We start from the raw sequence: 19,308 nt of genomic DNA, 5'->3' as shown, positions 1-19,308 counted from the left end.
TGATGTGGTCAACAGCAACGAAAGGACCTCCCATGAACGAGCAGCCAGGCTTCCAGGGCGACGCCGAACGCCCGCTCCCTCCGCAGCCCCAGAACCCGCCGTCGTGGGGGACGGGCCGGGACAACCGGCAGTCGGCCGATCAGCGGGACGGCCGGCCGGCGGACCAGGACGGCCGGCAGTCCGATCGGCAGCACCACGGACCCGCGCACGATCCGTCGGTCTCCCACCCCGCCTATGCCGGGCACCAGCCCTTCTACGGCGAGCAGGGCCGGGGTTTCGGTCCGGGAGGAGCGAACCACGGCGGACGGACCGTGGTGAAGGACCGCAGGCGGGTGGGTCTCGCCACCTTCGCCGCAGGGGCCCTCGTCGCCGGGCTGATCGGCGGTGGCGTCGCGACGGCCGGCTTCAACGCACTGGACGACGACGGCCGCACGGGTACCGCGCAGTCCGTGCCGGAGTCGATCGTGGTGAACAACACCGACGACGTCAACACCATCACCGGAGCGGCCGTGACGGCGTCTCCGAGCGTCGTCACGATCGCCGTCAGTGGTGGCGGCGCCAGTGGCTCGGGCTCGGGCATCATCCTCGACACGGACGGGCACATCCTCACCAACACCCACGTGGTGACCCTCGGCGGACAGGTGTCCGACCCGACGGTGGAGGTCAAGCTGAACGACGGCCGCGTCTTCGCGGCGACCGTGGTCGGGACCGATCCCCTCAGCGACCTCGCGGTCATCAAGATCGACGCCCCGGACCTCACGGCTGCCACGCTCGGCAACTCCGACGAACTGAACGTCGGAGACACCGCGATCGCCATCGGGGCTCCCCTCGGATTGAGCGGCACCGTCACCGACGGCATCGTCTCCACCCTCAACCGCACCATCAGCGTGGCGTCCTCGGCCGTGCCGGAGGAGACCCCGGACAGCTCCGAGTCCGAGGACGGCGAGGGTTTCAACTTCCTGCCGCCCGGTGGGTCCGGTGAGCAGCAGACCCAGTCCCAGGGCTCCATCTACCTCAATGTCATCCAGACCGACGCCGCCATCAACCAGGGCAACTCGGGCGGTGCGCTCGTGGACGGGGACGGGAAGATCATCGGCGTGAACGTCGCGATCGCGTCGGCCGGTTCCGGCGAGTCGACCGGGAACATCGGTGTGGGCTTCTCGATCCCGATCAACTACGCCGAGCGCATCGCCGACGAGATCATCGCGGACGGCGAGGCCACGCACGGCTTCCTGGGCGTCAGCGTCACGCCGTCGGCCGGTGACGGGTCCCAGACCACCTCGACCTTCTCATCCGGTGCGCTCGTCGAGTCCGTCGAGCCCGGGTCGCCCGCGGAGGAAGCCTCCCTGCAGGTCGGAGACGTCATCACGAAGGTGGGTAACTTCCCGATCAGCGATCCACAGTCGCTGACGGCGGCCGTGCGGATCCAGACGGTCGGCCAGCAGGTACCGGTGGAGGTCATCCGGGACGGGGACACCCGCACCGTGGAGATCACCCTGGCGCAGGTACCGACGCAGTAGGGACCAGCCACAAGCAGCAGGTGACAACCCGGAAGGCGGTCCCGTGTCGGGGCCGCCTTCCGGGCGTCCACAGCAAATGGCAGGCAGCGCCGGGCCCGGAAGCGTCACCCCGCTATGGTTAGCTAGTCGATGGGAAGATCCCCGGACGAGGAAGGTCATCAATGGACGAGGCCACAGCAGGCGGACTGCGCATCGCGGTCCTGGTGAAGCATGTTCCCGACGCTCAGTTCGACCGCCACATCAGCGGGGACGACCTGACCACGGTACGGACCGAGAGCATCCTCTCCGAACTGGACGAGTACGCTCTCGAAGCTGCGCTCCAGCTCGTCGAGGCGAACGGCGGCGCGACCGGCGGCCACCGGGTCACGGCCATCACCATGGGGCCCGCCGCCGCGGTGAACGCGGTCAAGAAATCCCTCCAGATCGGCGCCGACGACGGCGTCCACCTCACGGACGAGGCGCTCACGGGCTCCGACGCCTCGGCGACCTCGAAGGCCCTGGCAGCGCTCCTGCGCCACCTCGGCCCGTTCGACCTCGTCCTGACGGGCATGGCGTCCACCGACGGGGAGACCTCGCTGGTGCCGGCGCAACTCGCGGAGCGACTCACCCTGCCCCAGGTGACCTTCGCGGCCTCGCTCGACCTGGCACGCGAGGATGGCGGCTGGAGCCTCACCGCCCGCCGCGACAACGACACGTTCGCCGAGACCATCGAGGCACCCCTTCCGGCACTCGTGTCCGTGACGGACCAGATCAACGAGCCCCGCTACCCGAACTTCAAGGGCATCATGGCGGCGAAGAAGAAGCAGATCCAGGTCCTGTCCCTCACGGACGTCGGCCTGCAGCCGGACGAGGTGGGCTTCGCCGGGTCCTGGACGAAGGTCGAGGCGGCTGCCCCACGGCCGCCACGCAGCCAGGGAACCGTCATCACCGACGAGGGCGATGCCGGCATCCGGCTCGTCGACTTCCTCGCGGGACAGAAACTCCTCTAGTCCGCCGACCGCACGACCGATCCGTCCAGGAGATCCCCATGACCACCGTCCTCGTGTTCCTCGACCACCCCGGAGCGAGCCTCGCCAAGAGCGAGCGCGAACTCCTGTCCCTGGGGGCCTCGCTCGGTGAGGTGGTGGTCGCCCTCGCGGACGAGGCCGGGCCGGCCTACCTCGACGGCGTGGGCTCCTATGGGGTGCGGGAGTACTACCGGCCCGAGACCGCCGCCGTCTCCGAGGTGCTGGTCGCGGGAAAGGCGGCATTCCTGGCGGCAGCCGTGCGTGCCTCCGGTGCCGGGGTCGTGCTGCTGGGCAACGCCTACGAGTCCAAGGAGATCGCCGCCCGGCTCGGTGTGCGGCTCGAGGCCGGTGTCATCACCGACGTCGTCGCACTGGACAGTGACCTCACGGCCACGAAGTCGGACTTCGCGGGGTCCTACACGGTGGAGTGCCGGGTGACCACGGATGTGTCGATCCTGACGGTCAAGCCGAACAGCTTCGAGGCCGTCGAGGCCGGCCCGCCGTCGTCGCCCCGCGAGGTACCGATCCCCGTGGAGCTGCCGCTGGCCGCGGCGCGGGTCACCGGGCGCGTGGACAAGCCGGTCAGCGGCAGGCCCGACCTCAGCGAAGCACGCGTCATCGTTGCCGGCGGGCGCGGAGTGAACGGGAACTTCGGCCCGCTCGAAGAGCTCGCGGATGCCCTGGGCGGTGCGGTCGGTGCCTCGCGTGCGGCGACCGACGCCGGCTGGATCGAGCATTCCGCCCAGATCGGGCAGACCGGCAAGACCGTCTCGCCCCAGCTCTACATCTCGGCGGGGATCTCCGGCGCCATCCAGCAGAAGGCAGGGATGCAGACCTCCAAGGTGATCGTCGCGATCAACAAGGACGCCGACTCGCCCGTCTTCGAGATCGCAGATTTCGGTATCGTCGGTGACCTCTTCACGGTGCTGCCGCAGGCCACCGACGAGATCCGGAAGCGCGGCCTGTAGCGGTGACCCGGAACGGTGACCCGGCAGCTCCGGAGCGGGTGCTGGTCTTCGCGGCACACCCCGACGACATCGACTTCGGGGCGTCCGCGACGATCGCGGGCTGGACGGCCGCCGGGTCGTCCGTCAGCTACTGCATCCTCACGGACGGAGACGCCGGCGGCTTCTCAGCGGAGGACCGTCCCGGCATCGCGGGCCGGCGCCGTGAGGAGCAGACCGCAGCGGCGGAGATCGTCGGCGTCACCGATGTCACGTTCCTGGGGCAACCCGACGGATACCTCGAACCCACGGACACCGTGATCCGCGCGATCGTCCGGAGGATGCGCGAGGTACGTCCCGACATCGTGCTGTCGATGCATCCCGAGCGGAGCTGGGACCGGATCCAGAAGAGCCACCCGGATCACCTCGCCTGCGGTGAGGCCGTCACGAGGGCCGTCTACCCGGCCGTGGAGAACCCGTTCGCCTACCCCGAGCTCGAGGCGGCCGGAATCAGGAGTTTCCGCGTGCCGTGGCTGTGGTTCTACGGGGGACCGGCGCACCTCGAGAACCGTTTCGTCGATGTGACCGGCTCGGAGGACGTCAAGGTCGCCGCGATCACGGCGCACCGGAGCCAGCACCCGGACGTGGAGCGGATGCAGGCAAGGGTGCGCGACATCCTCCGGGAGAACGCCCGGCGCGGGGGCCTCCCGGAGGGGCGCAGCGCCGAGTCCTTCCACGTCGTGGGTATCAACACCGACGAGACGATCGCCGGGTTCTAGTCCCGCAGCAGGAGGGCCCCCGGCGACGATCGGCGGGGGCCCTCCTGCTGCGTCGGTGGATCACGCTCCGAGCGGGATCTCCGCGACGATCGGCAGCGTCGGCGTCGCCGAGCCGCCCTCGGGTTCGACGGTGATGGCGATCGCGCTGAATCCGCCGATGTCCGAGAGCTCGGTGACCTTGGTTCCCGCGACATCCTCACCGGACATGGTTCCCACCGACACCGGAGCCGTCCCGTCGGAGGGGATGCGCCACATCTGGTAGACGAATCCTGCAGCCGGCGCCGGGACACCGCTGAGGGTCACGACAGCCGCGTTCTCCTCCCCGGACACCGCGAGGTCGGCCACGCCGCCGGCGGCCAGCGTCAGTTGCTCCGTCCGGACGTCGGACGCCTGCATCACCTGCTGCTCGACCGTGGTCTGCTCCAGGTTCTGGGCGATCGTGACGCCACCGACGGCGATGACCACGGCTGCAGCCGCAGCGACCACCCAGCGTCCGGCCCGGGAGGACATCGACGCCTTGGCGGCGCGACGCCGTGCGAGGTCGTCCTGGCCTGCGCCGTGCTCCGCCTGCTGGACCCCCTCGGCCCCGGGACCCGGAACGGCCGCCAGGCCCGGTCGGGGGAGCGAACCGGTCGGGGCCGCTGATCCGTCGCCGGACTGCCCGGCTCCCGGGAGCTGTGCGACGATCCGTTCGAACAGATCCGCCGGCGGTTCCACCTCGCCCGCTGCGTAGACGGAGGTCACCGTCTCCCGGCAGGTACGGACGCGATCGGCGAACGTCGCGCTGGTCGCGGGGTCCGTCCCCTCCAGGAACGCCTCGATGATCCGGCGTTCGTCGGAGCTGATGGCATCCAGCGCGTACAGCTCGGCCCACTCGAGGAGGTGCCCGCGGGCCAGATCGGTGGCGAGGTCATCGGCGAATTGTCTGTTCATATCCCTGTCCTGCATCTCAGGCCACCCCCAAACATGTCTTGAGTCGGAGCAATCCGTCACGGATTCTCGACTTGATGGTCGGCACTGCGACCCCGAGCTTCTCGGCCACCTCGCGGTAGGTGAGCCCGCCGTAGTAGGCCATCCTCACCGATTCCTGCTGCGTCTCGGTGAGCGTGTCCAGACACCGGACCACGCTCTCCGCCTCGAGCCGCTGCGTGACCGTGTCGACGACGTCGTCGTGGTCGATGGTCTGGGTGGCCGCGCCGTAGCGGGCCTCCCGGTCCGTGGCACTCTGCTCGGAACGTACCTTGTCCACCGCACGGCGGTGCGTGAGGGTCATGAGCCAGGCCATCGGGCTGCCCAGCTCCGGATTGAAACGGTCGGCGGTGTTCCAAACCTGGAGGTAGACCTCCTGGGTGGCGTCCTCGCTCAGGTCCGCATCGACGAGCACCCGCCGTGCCAGGCCGTACACGCGCTTCGACGTCTGTTCGTAGAACAGGGCGAAGGCCGTGCGGTCCTGCCGCGCGACCCGCAACAGCAGGTCGGTCAGGGTCGGGCCGGTGCCGGGATCGACGGCCACCTCGTCTGCTGCTGTAGCACGTGGGCTGACCCGGCTTGCTCGTGGCGTTTCCATAGGGCTCCAGCATAAAGCGCTGGTCGTGCCAATCCGAACAGCGCCCGCGAGATCGTGCTGTGGGGCGCGTCGTCGTCCCTGCTGCAAAAGCACCATCCCACCGCCCTACCCGTTCCGTAGTTTTCCTCTGTCATCTTTTCTTCGGAGCAGGGAGGGTCCCGGATGGTTCGCGGCGCTAGTCTTCGGGTGCGTACGAGCCGACGGCGATGAGCGAGTCGGCGTTCAGGACGAAGTCGGCGCCGAGGCGTCCCACGAACTCCTCCCGGATCCGCTGGAGGGAGTCGGAGTCGTCCGGCAGCAGTCCGCGGTAGCCGCTGCCGAGCGCGAGGGACCACGCGTACTCGGGTTCCAGGGGCACCGTCAGGTCCAGCTTCTCGACCCTGACGTCCGTGAGGCCCCGGGCGCGGAGCCATTCCTCGAGGCGCTCGCGGGACGCCAGCTTCCTGCAGTTCTCGACGAAGACGGGACTGGCCGACGGGGCGGACGCACCGCCGGACGTGGTGCGGATCGTGTCCAGGAGGAGTTCACCGAACGGCTCGAGGGCTCCGTCGTCCCACGCACTCATCGCGACCCGGCCACCCGGTCGCAGGAGGCGGACGATCGAATCCATGCCGGCGTCCATGTCGTCCAGGAGGAAGACCCCGTAGCAGCTGAGCACCGCGTCGTACGGGGCCTCGGGTGTCCAGGCGGCCGGGTCGCGCCGGTGGAAGGACACGTTCCCCAACCCGAGGGCCTCGGTCTTCGCTTCCGCCAGGTCGAGCATCGCCGACGAGCGGTCGACGGCGTCGACGTGGCCGTCCGGCCCTGCGAGCTGTGCGGCAGGAACGGTCCCGGTACCGGTCCCGGCGAACACGTCGAGCACCCGCTCACCCACCAGGATGTCGGCAGCGGCGACGACGGCGTTGCTCACCGGGTTCCACACGGCCGGAGCGAGGCGGTCGTAGTCCTCCGCTCCGCCGTCGGGCAGTATTGCGGCATGGCGAGCGGGCATGGGGGCTCCTAGGCGTGGATCATCGCTGGGCACCTGCGAAGTCCTGTTGACGCCAGGCTTCGTAGAGGACGATGGATGCGGTGTTGGCGAGGTTGAGCGATCGTCGTGAGGGCAGCATGGGTACGCGGACGCGTGCGGTCACACGGGGGTCGTGCTTCACCTCGTCCGGCAGGCCGTCCGATTCCCGGCCGAACATCAGGACGTCGGTGGGTTCGTAGGTGATGTCCGTGTAGGAGACGTCCCCGTCGGAGGTGTAGGCGAAGACCCGCCGGGGCTGCAGCGCGCGCCAGGCGTCGTCGAGGCTCGCATGGACGTGCAGCACCGTCAGGTCGTGGTAGTCCAGCCCGGCCCGCTTCAGCTTGGAGTCCTCGAGGCTGAAGCCCAGCGGTTCCACGAGGTGCAGTTCTGCCCCGGCGACCGCTGCGAGGCGGATGGCGGCCCCGGTGTTGCCGGGGATCTCGGGCGTGTGGAAGAGGATGCGGAACACCGTTCCATCCTAGCTTCCGGCTCCGGCGAGCAGGCGCGCGAGCGCGGGCAGCTGCACCACGTTCGGTGTGGGGCCCGACGCCAGGAAGGACCGGACGGTGCGTACCGTGGTGCCGGCGTTCACCACCTGCACGACGGCGGGCGAGGACCGGTCGAATCCCGGCGGGACGTCGATGACCGGCGCGAACGGATTGTCGGGTGCTCCGTGGACCACGACCCACCCCGCGACGTGGAAGTCCGGGAACAGCTCCTGCACGGCCCGCACGGTCGCCGGCAGCTGGAGTTCGACCGGGCGGCCCTGGTGGCGCAGCGACCGTCCGTCCCACGCGAAATTGCCCGGCGAGGCGGTGAAGGAGTCGAGAACGGCCATCCGGTAGCCGGCGAGCAGCACATGGCCCGCCGTCGTCCTGGCCCTGTCCTCGAACTGCACCCCGTTGACGAGGCGCGCCGCCGGGTAGGTGGGCAGCAGTGTGCGCTCGAGCAGGGCGGCGGTCCGCAGCTCTCCCTCCAGCCTGGCCCGGGCGCCGGACGACAGGCGGGCGAACATCCCCGGCTGCCGGGGGACGCCGGAGGCCTGCCGGCCCGCGAGGAGCAGGGGGACGACGGGAGGCGCCGACGGGGAGAACGGCGGCACGTAGACGGGCGCGGACCTCGCGGCGTCCACGTCCTCGACCCTCGTCCGGGTGGCTCCCTGCGGGCCCGCCGTCGCGTTGCGGGTCGAGGCCGCAGGGGGTGCGGGGGCGGGGCGACCGCGTCCGGTGTCGGAGTCGTAGCGTTCCCGGCGCTGGGGGTCGCTCAGCGTCTCGTAGGCGACGGCGACGTCATGGAACTGGGAGGCTGTTCCCCCGAGATCGGGGTGCACCGCGCGCGCCGCGCGACGGTAGGCGTCCTTGATCTCCTTGGTCCCGGCTTCGGGAGGCACGCCGAGGATGTCGTAGTACGACTTCCGTGGGGGCTCTGCCATTCCTCCGGCCTTTCCGGGCGTTCCGATCCGTTGCGTGGGTACTCCCGGCGGCGCGTGGTGCGGGAGACGCCCCGGTACTCCGAGACTAGAGGCACCGGCGGTTCCGGGCCAAAGCAGCAGGACGCCGCTCCTTTCCGATCGGGTACGCGCCGGCACCGCAGGTATCTGACGGGTCCAACGCGGGACGCAGGCGAACAGTTCGGTCCTGCGGCACCCCGGCCCGCCCGGTCCCGATCCCGGGATGCCGGGATGCCTGGACCCGCGCTCCGGACGGGCCGGGGTGCGACTCAGGACGCGCGCCGGTACAGCGTGTAGAGCGCCGAGTCCTCGGTGAGCAGAGAGGAGAGCACGAGCGCGACGGCTCCGTCGGGGCTGTCCCCGGCGGAGATCCGGGGTCCGTCGCCGCCGGCGAGCAGCGGACTGATGGAGAGGCACAGCTCGTCGACGGCGTCCGCGCGGGTGAAGCCGCCCAGCACGGCGGGGCCGCCCTCGCACAGCACCTTCCCCAGGCCGCGGCGGCCGAGTTCGGCGAGGACGGACCGGGCCTCCACCGTGTCGGAGCCGCAGTCGACGACGTCGGCGACGTCCCCGAGTGCTGCCCGCCTACCGGCCGGGGCGTCCCTGCTGGTGAGGACGAGCGGGCGCACCGGGGCGTTGCGGAAGAAGCCACTGGACGGATCGAGGTCGAGGCTCCCCGAGATGACGGCGATGGCGGGGTGACCCGCGAGGCCGCGCGCCGCCCGCCACGCCCGCGCGTCCCCGTCCACGAGGTCGCCCTCGTAACCCTCAGCCCGGACGGTGCCGGCCCCCACCAGCACCACGTCGGCGAGTCGTCGCAGGACCGTGAAGATCCGCTGGTCGCCGTCGTTCCCCAGGGCTGCGGAGAGGCCGCCGCTCGTCGCGGCACCGTCGGCGGCCGCGACGAAGTTGAACCGGACATAGGGCCGGTCGATCGCGGGATACGCGTAGACCCGGTACAGCGCGGCGTCGTCGACCTCGTCGGGCGACGGCGGGAGGAGGGAGGTGATCACGGCGCCGCCGGTTCGTTGACGTCGCCCATGTTGTGCCGGAGGTAGGCGGGTTCCCGCCACCCCAGGACCGCCTCGGTGAGGTCCACGGCGGCGCGGGACGCGGGGACGTTGTGCATGCGGACGACGCGGGCCCCGCCGAGGATACAGATCACGGCGGCCGCGAGCGAGCCCTCCACGCGGTCACGCTTCGGCCTGTCGAGGGTCTCGCCGATGAAGTCCTTGTTGGACACCGCCGCCAGGGCGGGGAAGCCCAGGCCCGCGATCTCCGCGAAGCGGCGCGTGATCTCGAGCGAGTGCAGTGTGTTCTTGTTGAGGTCGTGGCCCGGGTCCAGCAGGATCCGGTCCTCGGGGATGCCGAGCCGCACGGCGTCGTCCACCTTCCGGAGGAGGAAGTCCGCGACCTCGCGGACCACGTCGCCGTAGGTGGGCCGCGGGTACACCGAGCGGGGCTCGGCCAGGCTGTGCGTGATGACCAGGTGGGCGCCGGCCTCGGCCACCACGGCCGCCATGTCGGGGTCCCGCAGCCCCGTGGTGTCGTTCACGACGCTGGCTCCTGCGGCCAGCGCCTGGCGGGCCACCTCGGGCAGGAAGGTGTCGGCGGAGATGATGACGTCGGATGCCGCGCGCACGGCGCTGATGACGGGGACGATGCGGTCCGCCTCCTCCGACGCCGGGATCGGGTCGCCGGGCGCGAAGGGCGCTCCGCCGATGTCCACCCAGTCCGCGCCGTCGGCGACCGCCTGCAGGGACGCATCGACGGCGGCCTGGAGCGCGAAGGTCGTCCCGCCGTCGTAGAACGAATCCGGCGTCCTGTTGATGACGGCCATGAGCGCGACCTGGCGGTCGAAGTCCAGCGTGCGGGGACCGAAGTCACGCACCGCGTGGCGGAACGCCGGACGGTAGGTCCCGGAGGATGACGGAGGCGCTGCTCGACTGTCCACCCTGCAGTTCTACCACCGCGGGCCGCGTGCCCGGCTCGTGGTCCGGTGCGTGACGCGGACCACCGGAATCGGCGGTACGGCGTGGCGCCCGTAGAATCGGTATGTGCCCGTGTATGTCGACCACGCGGCGACCACGCCCATCTCGGCGCCGGCGCTCGCCGCCCTCACCCGCGAACTCAGCCGGAGCGGTAATCCTTCCTCCCTCCATGGCTCGGGCCGGCGTGCCCGGCGGTCGGTGGAGGACGCACGGGAGACCATCGCAGCGGCCGCGGGTGCACACGCGTCCGAGGTCGTCTTCACCTCCGGCGGGACCGAGGCCGACAACCTCGCGATCAAGGGACTCTACTGGGCCCGGCGGGCCGCCGCCCCGGAACGCAACCGGATCCTCTGCAGCACCGTCGAGCACCACGCCGTGCAGGACACCGTCGAGTGGCTCGAACGCCACGAGGGCGCCGAGGTGGTGTGGCTTCCCGTGGACGGGACCGGCGTCGTCTCCCTCGAGGCGCTGCGGGCAGCCCTGGCCGAGGCGCCGGAACGGACGGCGCTCGTCACCGTCATGTGGGCCAACAACGAGGTCGGCACCGTCCAGCCGGTCCACGCCGTCGCGGCGGAGGCCGCGCGCTACGGCGTGCCCGTCCACAGCGACGCCGTCCAGGCGTTCGGGTCCGTCCCGGTCTCCTTCGCGGACTCGGGACTCGCCACCATGGCCGTGAGCGCGCACAAGATCGGCGGCCCCGTGGGCGTCGGCGCCCTTCTCGTGGGGCGCGCCGTCACCCTCACGCCGGTACAGCACGGCGGAGGGCAGGAACGGGACATCCGGTCCGGCACGCTCGACGGCGCGGGGATCGCGGCGTTCGCCGCGGCGGCCGACGACGCCGTCGCGCACCTGGGTGACGAGGGCCCCCGGTTGGCTGCGCTGCGGGACCGCCTGATCGACGGCATCCGCCGGGAGGTGCCGCAGGCCGTGCTCCGCGGCGTGGACCACCCGGCACCCGAGGGGACACGGCTGCCCGGCAACGTGCACTTCACCTTTCCCGGCTGCGAGGGGGATTCGCTCCTGTTCCTCCTCGACCTCGCGGGTATCGAGTCGTCCACCGGCTCGGCGTGCACGGCGGGTGTGCCGCGGCCGTCCCACGTCCTGCTCGCCATGGGGCTGAGCGAGGACGAGGCCCGGGGCGCCCAGCGCTTCAGCCTGGGGCATACATCCACCGCCGACGACGTTGACGCCGTGGTGGCCGCCATCGGTGGTGCCTACGCACGGGCGCGCGCCGCAGGCATGGCAGGACACGCATCATCCATCCGAACAGCAGGAACGGGTTTTTTCTCATGAGGGTACTGGCAGCGATGAGTGGCGGCGTCGACTCCGCAGTGGCGGCGGCGCGCGCGGTGGAGGCAGGGCACGACGTCGTCGGGGTGCACCTCGCGCTCTCGCGCATGCCCGGCACGCTCCGGACGGGCAGCCGCGGCTGCTGCACCATCGAGGATTCGCGGGACGCGTGGCGCGCCTGCGACATCCTCGGCATCCCGTACTACGTCTGGGACTTCTCCGAGCGCTTCAAGGCGGACGTCGTCGACGACTTCGTGGCCGAGTACGCGGCGGGACGCACGCCCAACCCCTGCATGCGCTGCAACGAACGCATCAAGTTCGCGGCCCTGCTCGAGAAGGCCCTCGCGCTCGGTTTCGACGCCGTCTGCACCGGCCACTACGCCAAGGTCGTCGAGGACGCCGACGGCAATCCGGAACTGCACCGGGCGGCCGACTGGGCGAAGGACCAGTCGTACGTGCTCGGCGTCCTGACCCACGAGCAGCTCCGGCACTCCATGTTCCCGCTGGCCGAGACACCGTCGAAGGCTGAGGTCCGCGCGGAGGCCGAGCGGCGCGGTCTCTCCGTCGCGAACAAGCCCGACAGCCACGACATCTGCTTCATCCCCGACGGGGACACCCGCGGCTGGCTCGAGGAGCGCATCGACCTGACGGAGGGCGACATCCTCGACGTCGACGGGGAGAAGATCGGCAGCCACCCCGGTGCGAACGCCTTCACCGTCGGCCAGCGGCGCGGCCTCAAGCTGGGCACCCCCGCGGCGGACGGCAAGCCCCGCTTCGTGCTCGAGATCCGGCCCAAGCAGAACGAGGTCGTCGTCGGACCGGAGCACCTGCTCGCCATCGACGAGATGCGGGGGATCAAGGTGTCCTGGGCAGGCCTGCCCATCGACGAGGTGCTCACCGGCGAGGAGTTCGACTGCATGGCGCAGGTCCGGGCGCACGGAGACCCGGTGGCGGCGCGCGCCTCCGTCGGATCAGCCGACGGCGCGCCGCAGCTCGTGGTCCGGCTGGTCGAGCCCATGCGCGGCGTGGCACCGGGCCAGACGGTCGTGCTGTACCAGGGCACGCGCGTCCTCGGGCAGGCGACCATCGACTCGGCGCGCTCCGCGCTCCGCCCCGAACCGGCGGGCGTGCAGGGCTAGTCGCGGTTTCCGGACGCCCCACGGCTTCTGCTTGACTGGAGTCATGACGCACCCACGCAGCGGCTTCGACCCGGCAGCCAGTTCACTCGCAGGAGACGTGGCCCCCGAGGTCATGGCCGAACTGCTCTCGGTGAGGAGCTCGATCGACAACATCGACGCCACCCTCGTCTACCTGCTGGCCGAACGCTTCAAGGCGACGCAGCGGGTGGGTCACCTCAAGGCCGAACACGACCTCCCCGCCGGTGATCCGCAGCGTGAGGCGGCGCAGATCGCCCGGCTCCGCATGCTCGCGGAGGAGGCGCAGCTGGACCCGGCGTTCGCCGAGAAGTTCCTGAACTTCATCATCTCCGAGGTGATCCGGCACCACCAGGCCATCTCCGAGAACCGCAAGCCCTCCACCGGCCCCGCGGCCGACACGTCCTCGACCGGTGCCGCAGGGGAGCACGGCGTCCATGACTGACGCCGACCGGCGGCCCGTCGGCGCCACGGCTGCCGGTGACTGGCCGGGGACCGATCCCCTCGAGGCGAACCGCGCCGCCCGCGGTGAGCTCGGCGGTGCGAACCTCCCCCTCCTGCCGTCCCTGCCCGGTCGCGGGCCCGGCAGCGACGCCGTCGGGCGGACCCTCGGCATGCTCGTCGAGCTTCCCTTCGACCTGCAGCCGCACGGCTGGCGGCTCGTCCAGCGGCCGGGCCGCGACCAGCGCCGGGCGAAATCGTCCCTGTCCTCCGACATCAATGCCCTCGGCGACATCGCCGGCGCGGAGGAACGCCCCGCGCCCCGCCTGAAGCTGCACCTGCAGGGTCCGCTGTCACTCGCCGCGGGGGTGCACCTGCACAACGGTGAGCGGGTCCTCGTCGACGCCGGCGCGCGCCGCGAGCTCTACGAGTCTCTCGCCGCGGGCGCCGCGGACCTGGTCCGCCGCGTCACCTCGGTGGCGCGGGGAGCAGAGCTGGTGCTCCAGCTCGACGAGCCGGATGCCGGAGCCGTCCTGGCCGGACGCGTGCCCACGGCGAGCGGCTATCGGACGCTTCGCGCGGTCGACCGGCGCGAGGCGACCGAGGCGTGGGACTCCGTGACGGCGTCGGCGATCGCCGCCGGAGCCCGCGGCACCGTGCTGGCCCCCGGCGGCGGCGGCGACGTCGTCCTCGACGCGGCGCGTGCCGGCACGGCGGCGCTGTGCCTGGAGGGTCGGGGGATACCCGATCGCCACTGGGAAGCGCTCGCGGAGGACATCGAATCCGGCCGGGAGCTGTGGCTCGGGGTCCTCGATCCCGCGGCGGACCTCCTCCAGGTCCGCACCCTCGTGGAGTCCGTGCTGGGCCCCTGGCGGCGGGTCGGGCTGCCCGTCACGGCACTCTCGGCGCTGACGGTGACCACACTCCCGGGGCTGTCCCGCCGGGCACCCGCCGACGCCGTCCGGGCCGTCACCCGGATGGCGCAGGTCGCCGACGCGCTGGAGCAGGTGCGGGCGGAGGGCTGATCCGCCCTGCCGACCCTCCCGGACGCCGTCAGACGCGCTGCTCCCAGCGCGCGGGCCGGGCCTCGACGGGCAGCACGCCGTCGAACTCCTCCACGACGTAGTCGAACCGCCCGGCGTACACGAGCAGGGTCCCGAGCTGGCGGTGCACGACGCGGGTCTTGATGCGGAACGAGCCCGCCGCGTCGTCCCACCACTGCTCCACGTAGGCGAGCGCCCCGAGGGCATCGGGCAGCGGGAGGCGCACGCCCGCGAAGACGCGGGTCCGTGACGACACCATGCGGATATGCCCCTCGTCGGTGGCGCTGCAGGCCAGCAGCGTGGCCATCCGTCGGTGCCGGCCCACGTAGTCGGTCAGGATGCCGTCCTGCAGGGACGTGGTGTCCTCGAAGATCCGCAACGTGGTGCCGAAGTCGAGTTCACGCCGCGCGGTGAGGGCCGGGCGCCCGAACGGGTCGACGTGGGGGTAGTTCCGGATCGTGAACGGTACGTCGCCGGCGTACTCGGGGAAGAACGCGTTCTCGAGCGCGGTGAGCCGGAACGCCGGGCGCGCGAACCAGGCCGGGCAGCCGGCGACATCGAACACCCCGCGCCCGTGGCCCGACAGGCCGCTCTCCGTGGAGAGGCCGAAGTAGTCGCGCAGCTCCGGCTGCAGGCGGCCGAAGTCGCTGCCCATCGCCTCCTGGTAGATCGAGGTCATGCCGCCCACTTCCTTTGCTCGGGCACCCAGTCAACCACGGGGAACACCGGTTGCATGGCGGTCCGGGTGAACCGGGTCGCTCGAGGCGCCCCCGCTCAGAGACGCCCGGCTGCCTTGAGCCTGATGTACGTGTCGGCGAGCAGCGGCGGAAGCTCCGCGGGAACCGCGTCGACCACCTCCGCACCGAGCAGCCGGATCTGGTCCGCCACGGCCGCGCGATCCAGGAGCGCGCGTTCGGCCGCAGCCGCCCGGTAGGTGGCCGCGGCCGTCGAGCGGTCCGCACCCATCTCCTCGAGCCTCGGGTCGCGCACCGAGGCCACGACGACGACGTGACGTCCGGTGAGTCCCGGCAGTGCGGTCAGCAGCCCCTCCTCGACGGCGCCGGAGTCCAGGGACGTCAGCAGCACCACGAGGGAGCGGTGCGGTGAGGCCGCACGCACCTGGGCGGGCACCCGCGACCAGTCCGCCTCGATGAGCTCCGCCTCCAGCGGCGCCATGGCCGTCACCAGGGAGCCCAGGAGGTTCCCCTTCGCCGTCGAGTCGACGCGTGCGCGGACCCTGCGGTCGAACGCCAGGAAGTGCACCTTGTCGCCGCCCCGCTCCGCGAGGACGGACAGCAGCAGTGCCGCTTCGATACCGGTGTCCAGGCGTGGTTCGTCCACGATCCGCGCAGCGGACGTGCGCGAGGTGTCGAGCACGACGACGACGCGCCGGTCGCGCTCCGGTCGCCACGTCCGCACCACGGTGTCGCGCCGGCGGGCCGTGGCCCGCCAGTCGATGGACCGGACGTCGTCGCCCCGGACGTAGTCGCGCAGGGAGTCGAACTCCGTACCGGCGCCGCGGATCTGCACCGCCGACTGGCCGTCGAGTTCACGCAGCCGGCGGAGCTTGGACGGCAGGTGACGCTTGGAATGGAAGGGCGGGAGGACCCGGAGGACGCCGGGGGCCGGGATCGTGACCTGCCGGGCCGCGACCCCGAGCGGACCGGCGCTGCGGATGGTGACCGTCTCCACGCGGAGGATCCCGCGCCGGGCCGGACGCAGTGTGACGGCCAGGCGCCGCGCTTCGCCCGGCGGTACGGCCGCGGACTGCTCCGGGTCGACGGCACCGGCCGACGGCTGCCACGCCTCGCGGACGGTGCCGCGCAGCGGTCGGCCGGTGTCGTTGCGCACCACCAGGGCGCTCCGGCACTCCTCGCCGAGACGGACGCTGTCCGGCAGCACCCGGGTGATCCCCACCCGGCGCGGCGAGGCCGCGAGGGCCAGGTCGAGTGACCCGACCGCGGCGAGGAGGGCGGCCCACAGCAGGATCGACGTCGTGCCCGGATACAGGATCACGGGCACGACGCCGAGCAGCGCCAGCAGGACGAAACGGCCGGTGATGACCACGGCGAGCTCCTCTCGGGTCCGGGCAGGGATCCTGCCCGGGACGTGCGTGCGGGGTGCGCCGCTACCGCGGGACGGGGACGGTGCCGAGGATGCCGCCGAGCACGTCGTCGACATCGACGCCGTCCATCTGGGCCTCGGGCCTGAGGGCGACGCGGTGCCGGAGCGCCGGGAGGGTGAGGGCCTTGACGTCGTCGGGCGTCACGAAGGACCGGCCGGAGAGCCATGCCCATGCACGGGAGGTGTTGAGCAGCGCCGTGGCACCGCGGGGGGACACCCCGAGCTGGAACGACGGGGACGACCGCGTCGCACGGACGAGGTCCACGATGTAGGCCAGCACCTCCGGGGCGATGGCCACGCGGGCCACGGCGGCCCGGGCGCGGTCGACGTCCTCCGCGCCGGCGACGGCCCGTACGCCGGCGGCACCGAGGTCGCGTGGATCGAAGCCCACGCTGTGGCGGCGGATCACCTCGATCTCGTCCTCGCGCCCCGGGAGGGGCACGGTGAGCTTGAGGAGGAAGCGGTCGAGCTGTGCCTCGGGCAGGGGATAGGTGCCCTCGTACTCCACCGGGTTCTGCGTCGCGGCGACGAGGAACGGCGCCGGCAGGCGGCGCGAGACGCCGTCGACGGAGACCTGCCGTTCCTCCATCGCCTCCAGCAGGGAGGCCTGTGTCTTCGGCGGAGTGCGATTGATCTCGTCGGCGAGCAGGATGTTCGTGAAGACGGGACCTTCCCGGAAGGTGAACTCCGAGGTCTTGGATTCGTAGATGAGCGAGCCCGTGATGTCGCCGGGCATGAGGTCCGGCGTGAACTGGACGCGCTTGGTGTCGAGGTCCAGTGCGGTGGCGAGGGTACGGACCAGCAGGGTCTTGGCGACGCCCGGGACGCCTTCCAGCAGCACGTGCCCGTCCGCCAGGAGCCCGATGAGGAGGCCGGTCACGGCCGCGTCCTGACCGACGATCGACTTGCCCACCTCGTCGCGCACCCGCAGGAGCGCGGCGCGCGCGGATCCGTCGTCGGGCACCGCCTGCTGCGGGGCCTCCGGCGCACGGTCCTGGACGCGCGTCCCCTGGTGGGCACCGCCCGCCGTCGTTCCCGGCTGCGCCTCCAGGACGCCGTCCTGCCGGTCTGTGGATCGGTTCATGATGGAATCTCCTTCTCGAGGTCGAGGATCTCCTGTGCCCACAGCACAAGCTCGCGGTTCGTGGTCGGTGTGTGGTGGAGCAGTCGTCGCTCGAGCTCGATCCGGGGACGGCCGCCCTGCCGCGAGGCCGCGTCGAGGACCTCCACGGGGGTCGCCGAGCGGTCCACGCGGAGGCGGCGCGCGAGCCGGGCGAGTGTCGCGGCGCGCAGGTTCGCCGCGGCGTGTGCCACCGAGCCGGAATCCTGGTACAGCCGCGCACGTCCCTCCGCGGTCTCGGCTGCACGCACGACGACGGGCAGCGGCTCGGCCGCCAGCGGTCCCAGCCGGCGTCCCCGCCACAGCATGGCCAGGACCGAGCAGGCGAGCAGCCACACGAGCAGGTGGTCGACCCAGGCGGGCAGCAGCGTCAGTGGGTCGATGCCCTCGCCCGAGGCCACGACGTCCGCGCCGGTCGGTTCGTACCAGACCAGCGTCGGGAACGACCCCAGCACCCCGAGCGCGAGGGCCGCGTGGCCCTCGTCCGGCATCATCTCGTTGGACAGGATCCCCGGCGCTCCCAGGACGGCGACGGAACCGTCGGCGCTCGTGACGTACAGTCCGCCCTCCGTGCCGCCGATCGTCGTCGGGAAGCACTCGAGGATGCCGGAGTAGGCCGTTCCGGTCATCGACAGGGTGCCCGCCGCCGTCGCATCGGGATCGGAGCAGTCGGCCTGCAGCCCAGGCTCGTCGTCGCCGAGGTCGAACGGCACGGCACCAAGCTGCTCGAAGCCGTCGTCGAGGGCCGAGAGCTGGCGCGCGCCCGGCGCGGCGAGGACGGCGAGGTCCGCCTCCTCGCTCAGGTGGGCGACCTGCGCGGCGCTGAGGTACGCCTGGGCGTCATTGAGGAACAGCGTCGCCGGGCCCCCGTCCAGCGCCGCGAGGGCGTCCTCGTAGGAGGTCGCGCGGACGACGTCCACTCCCTGCGCCGCGAGTACCTCCGCCACCGCTCGCGCACCGTCGGGTGCCGGATTGCCGGGGGAGAGGGGGCGGTCGTCCTTCTCGGGGCCGGGCAGCAGATTGAGCAGGACGATCACCGCGAGCACCAGCGCACCGATGATGACGGGTCGTGCGCGGCGCAGGCGCGACCTCGCCGTGCCGGCTGCGGAACCGCCGTCCCCCATCACCTCGCCCTGCACGGGATGCGGCTCCGCCGGCGAGCCCGGGAGGACCGCGCCCGGCGCTCCGAGGTTCCTCTCGCTGCGCGTCACCGAGGCGCCGCCGTCGTCGTGGTGCCCGTCGCCCGTTCGGGCCGCTCGGACGACAGCAGCCCCTCGATGCCGGCCGCCCGCCGCTGGTCCTCTTCCGTGGCCGTGCCGCTGCCGTAGTGGGTCTCGTTGAACAGCTCGGCCAGCCACGCGGCATCGGCCGATCGCGCCGGGAATGCATCCCCGAGCTGGACGGCGGCCTCGGTCGCCGTCCGGCCGGGCTGTTCCTCGATCACCAGGCGCTCCTCCGCCGAGCGTATGGTGGCACGCAGCAGTTCCGCGACGGCGCCGGTCCAGTCGGCCTCCGCCGCGAGACCGGCGGCGCGGCGGCGATGGTATGCGGCCGAGCGCCTGACGTCGCCGTCGAACACGGCGGCGTCCCGTATCTTCCCGCGCGCGTTCAGGCGGGGCTTGATGAGCAGGACGGCCACGACGATGACGAGTGCCGCGCCGATCGCGACGACGACCGTTCCCGGGCCGGCTCCCAGTCCGCCCATCCCGTCGAGGAGCCGGGCGATGCCACGGAGGAGGTCGCCGAGGATCCGTTCGACGATGGAGGGCTGGGCTTCGACGTAGGCAGGCTTCGCGAGTTCTTCCTGGAGGAGCCGGCGGGCCTCGTCGGCGTCGGGCGCGGGGAAGGGCCGCCCGGTGGTCACCGGCG

Annotated in this window: 20 protein-coding genes; 8 read left to right on the top strand and 12 right to left on the bottom strand. The window is 71.8% G+C overall.

All coding sequences use genetic code 11. The annotated features are described in order from the left end of the window. Positions 1 to 32: 32 nt before the first annotated feature. From AC0Z9V_RS05205 to AC0Z9V_RS05190, 4 genes are all read left to right on the top strand, one after another. A complete protein-coding gene (locus AC0Z9V_RS05205) occupies positions 33 to 1,520 on the top strand; it encodes a S1C family serine protease (protein ID WP_485140923.1) in 1,488 nt (495 codons plus the stop codon). A 161-nt stretch (positions 1,521 to 1,681) separates the two neighbouring features. Beyond that, complete coding sequence (locus tag AC0Z9V_RS05200; RefSeq protein WP_208739968.1) at positions 1,682 to 2,509, top strand: electron transfer flavoprotein subunit beta/FixA family protein; 828 nt, start codon at positions 1,682 to 1,684, stop codon at positions 2,507 to 2,509. A gap of 38 nt (positions 2,510 to 2,547) precedes the next feature. Further along, positions 2,548 to 3,495, top strand: a complete 948-nt coding sequence (locus AC0Z9V_RS05195; protein ID WP_133080956.1) for an electron transfer flavoprotein subunit alpha/FixB family protein — start codon at positions 2,548 to 2,550, stop codon at positions 3,493 to 3,495. Between the two features lie 2 nt (positions 3,496 to 3,497). Further along, positions 3,498 to 4,250, top strand: coding sequence for a PIG-L deacetylase family protein (locus AC0Z9V_RS05190; protein WP_244186015.1), 753 nt, complete (start codon positions 3,498 to 3,500; stop codon positions 4,248 to 4,250). A 60-nt stretch (positions 4,251 to 4,310) separates the two neighbouring features. Here the strand turns inward: AC0Z9V_RS05190 and AC0Z9V_RS05185 are convergent, their stop codons facing one another. From AC0Z9V_RS05185 to folP, 7 genes are all read right to left on the bottom strand, one after another. Continuing rightward, the gene (locus tag AC0Z9V_RS05185) at positions 4,311 to 5,183 is read right to left on the bottom strand and encodes an anti-sigma factor (RefSeq protein ID WP_208739966.1); all 873 of its coding nucleotides are present in this window, start codon (positions 5,181 to 5,183) and stop codon (positions 4,311 to 4,313) included. 16 nt (positions 5,184 to 5,199) lie between these two features. Beyond that, positions 5,200 to 5,817: an ECF RNA polymerase sigma factor SigK gene (sigK, locus tag AC0Z9V_RS05180; protein ID WP_133080954.1), complete on the bottom strand. Its 618-nt coding sequence runs from the start codon at positions 5,815 to 5,817 to the stop codon at positions 5,200 to 5,202. Between the two features lie 175 nt (positions 5,818 to 5,992). Continuing rightward, the gene (locus tag AC0Z9V_RS05175) at positions 5,993 to 6,808 is read right to left on the bottom strand and encodes a class I SAM-dependent methyltransferase (RefSeq protein ID WP_485140922.1); all 816 of its coding nucleotides are present in this window, start codon (positions 6,806 to 6,808) and stop codon (positions 5,993 to 5,995) included. A gap of 19 nt (positions 6,809 to 6,827) precedes the next feature. Continuing rightward, positions 6,828 to 7,295, bottom strand: coding sequence for a tRNA (cytidine(34)-2'-O)-methyltransferase (locus AC0Z9V_RS05170; protein WP_208740176.1), 468 nt, complete (start codon positions 7,293 to 7,295; stop codon positions 6,828 to 6,830). 9 nt (positions 7,296 to 7,304) lie between these two features. Next, positions 7,305 to 8,258, bottom strand: coding sequence for a J domain-containing protein (locus tag AC0Z9V_RS05165; protein WP_208740175.1), 954 nt, complete (start codon positions 8,256 to 8,258; stop codon positions 7,305 to 7,307). A 287-nt stretch (positions 8,259 to 8,545) separates the two neighbouring features. Then, positions 8,546 to 9,289, bottom strand: a complete 744-nt coding sequence (locus AC0Z9V_RS05160; protein ID WP_485140921.1) for a pyrimidine reductase family protein — start codon at positions 9,287 to 9,289, stop codon at positions 8,546 to 8,548. Then, the gene (folP, locus tag AC0Z9V_RS05155; RefSeq protein WP_485140920.1) at positions 9,286 to 10,230 is read right to left on the bottom strand and encodes a dihydropteroate synthase; all 945 of its coding nucleotides are present in this window, start codon (positions 10,228 to 10,230) and stop codon (positions 9,286 to 9,288) included. The genes AC0Z9V_RS05160 and folP overlap by 4 nt, the downstream gene beginning before the upstream one ends. A 103-nt stretch (positions 10,231 to 10,333) precedes the next feature. On the opposite strand from folP, the gene AC0Z9V_RS05150 reads away from it, so the two are divergent. From AC0Z9V_RS05150 to AC0Z9V_RS05135, 4 genes are read left to right on the top strand one after another with little or no spacing between them, the layout of a single operon-like run. Further along, entirely contained in the window at positions 10,334 to 11,560 is a 1,227-nt protein-coding gene (locus AC0Z9V_RS05150) for a cysteine desulfurase family protein (RefSeq protein ID WP_459267025.1), read from the top strand. Beyond that, complete coding sequence (gene mnmA / locus AC0Z9V_RS05145) at positions 11,557 to 12,696, top strand: tRNA 2-thiouridine(34) synthase MnmA (protein WP_485140919.1); 1,140 nt, start codon at positions 11,557 to 11,559, stop codon at positions 12,694 to 12,696. Before AC0Z9V_RS05150 ends, mnmA begins: the two co-directional genes overlap by 4 nt. Positions 12,697 to 12,739: 43 nt before the next feature. After that, the gene (locus AC0Z9V_RS05140) at positions 12,740 to 13,156 is read left to right on the top strand and encodes a chorismate mutase (protein WP_133080947.1); all 417 of its coding nucleotides are present in this window, start codon (positions 12,740 to 12,742) and stop codon (positions 13,154 to 13,156) included. Further along, the gene (locus AC0Z9V_RS05135; RefSeq protein ID WP_485140918.1) at positions 13,149 to 14,177 is read left to right on the top strand and encodes a uroporphyrinogen decarboxylase/cobalamine-independent methonine synthase family protein; all 1,029 of its coding nucleotides are present in this window, start codon (positions 13,149 to 13,151) and stop codon (positions 14,175 to 14,177) included. The genes AC0Z9V_RS05140 and AC0Z9V_RS05135 overlap by 8 nt, the downstream gene beginning before the upstream one ends. Before the next feature lie 28 nt (positions 14,178 to 14,205). Here the strand turns inward: AC0Z9V_RS05135 and AC0Z9V_RS05130 are convergent, their stop codons facing one another. From AC0Z9V_RS05130 to AC0Z9V_RS05110, 5 genes are all read right to left on the bottom strand, one after another. Beyond that, positions 14,206 to 14,874 (bottom strand): DUF4166 domain-containing protein, encoded by a 669-nt coding sequence (locus AC0Z9V_RS05130; protein WP_133080945.1) that lies wholly within the window; start codon positions 14,872 to 14,874, stop codon positions 14,206 to 14,208. Between the two features lie 95 nt (positions 14,875 to 14,969). Beyond that, positions 14,970 to 16,262, bottom strand: coding sequence for a DUF58 domain-containing protein (locus tag AC0Z9V_RS05125; RefSeq protein WP_485140917.1), 1,293 nt, complete (start codon positions 16,260 to 16,262; stop codon positions 14,970 to 14,972). A 61-nt stretch (positions 16,263 to 16,323) separates the two neighbouring features. Next, positions 16,324 to 17,403 carry an AAA family ATPase gene (locus AC0Z9V_RS05120; protein ID WP_133080943.1) on the bottom strand — a complete coding sequence of 360 codons (1,080 nt, stop codon included), beginning with the start codon at positions 17,401 to 17,403 and terminating at the stop codon, positions 16,324 to 16,326. Next, a complete protein-coding gene (locus tag AC0Z9V_RS05115) occupies positions 17,400 to 18,650 on the bottom strand; it encodes a DUF4350 domain-containing protein (RefSeq protein ID WP_485140916.1) in 1,251 nt (416 codons plus the stop codon). Before AC0Z9V_RS05115 ends, AC0Z9V_RS05120 begins: the two co-directional genes overlap by 4 nt. Further along, a complete protein-coding gene (locus AC0Z9V_RS05110) occupies positions 18,647 to 19,303 on the bottom strand; it encodes a DUF4129 domain-containing protein (RefSeq protein ID WP_485140915.1) in 657 nt (218 codons plus the stop codon). The genes AC0Z9V_RS05115 and AC0Z9V_RS05110 overlap by 4 nt, the downstream gene beginning before the upstream one ends. Positions 19,304 to 19,308 lie beyond the last annotated feature (5 nt).

The organism is Arthrobacter sp. UYP4 (assembly GCF_057291175.1).
This window is presented reverse-complemented; position numbering and strand designations above follow the sequence as displayed.

Excerpts from the sequence above, each read along its gene's own strand:
- AC0Z9V_RS05205 (WP_485140923.1), top strand. The coding sequence starts at position 33 with ATGAACGAGCAGCCAGGCTTCCAGGGCGACGCCGAACGCCCGCTCCCT.
- AC0Z9V_RS05200 (WP_208739968.1), top strand. The coding sequence starts at position 1,682 with ATGGACGAGGCCACAGCAGGCGGACTGCGCATCGCGGTCCTGGTGAAG.
- AC0Z9V_RS05195 (WP_133080956.1), top strand. The coding sequence starts at position 2,548 with ATGACCACCGTCCTCGTGTTCCTCGACCACCCCGGAGCGAGCCTCGCC.
- AC0Z9V_RS05185 (WP_208739966.1), bottom strand. The coding sequence starts at position 5,183 with ATGAACAGACAATTCGCCGATGACCTCGCCACCGATCTGGCCCGCGGG.
- sigK (WP_133080954.1), bottom strand. The coding sequence starts at position 5,817 with ATGGAAACGCCACGAGCAAGCCGGGTCAGCCCACGTGCTACAGCAGCA.
- AC0Z9V_RS05175 (WP_485140922.1), bottom strand. The coding sequence starts at position 6,808 with ATGCCCGCTCGCCATGCCGCAATACTGCCCGACGGCGGAGCGGAGGAC.
- AC0Z9V_RS05165 (WP_208740175.1), bottom strand. The coding sequence starts at position 8,258 with ATGGCAGAGCCCCCACGGAAGTCGTACTACGACATCCTCGGCGTGCCT.
- mnmA (WP_485140919.1), top strand. The coding sequence starts at position 11,557 with ATGAGGGTACTGGCAGCGATGAGTGGCGGCGTCGACTCCGCAGTGGCG.
- AC0Z9V_RS05140 (WP_133080947.1), top strand. The coding sequence starts at position 12,740 with ATGACGCACCCACGCAGCGGCTTCGACCCGGCAGCCAGTTCACTCGCA.
- AC0Z9V_RS05135 (WP_485140918.1), top strand. The coding sequence starts at position 13,149 with ATGACTGACGCCGACCGGCGGCCCGTCGGCGCCACGGCTGCCGGTGAC.
- AC0Z9V_RS05130 (WP_133080945.1), bottom strand. The coding sequence starts at position 14,874 with ATGACCTCGATCTACCAGGAGGCGATGGGCAGCGACTTCGGCCGCCTG.
- AC0Z9V_RS05120 (WP_133080943.1), bottom strand. The coding sequence starts at position 17,403 with ATGAACCGATCCACAGACCGGCAGGACGGCGTCCTGGAGGCGCAGCCG.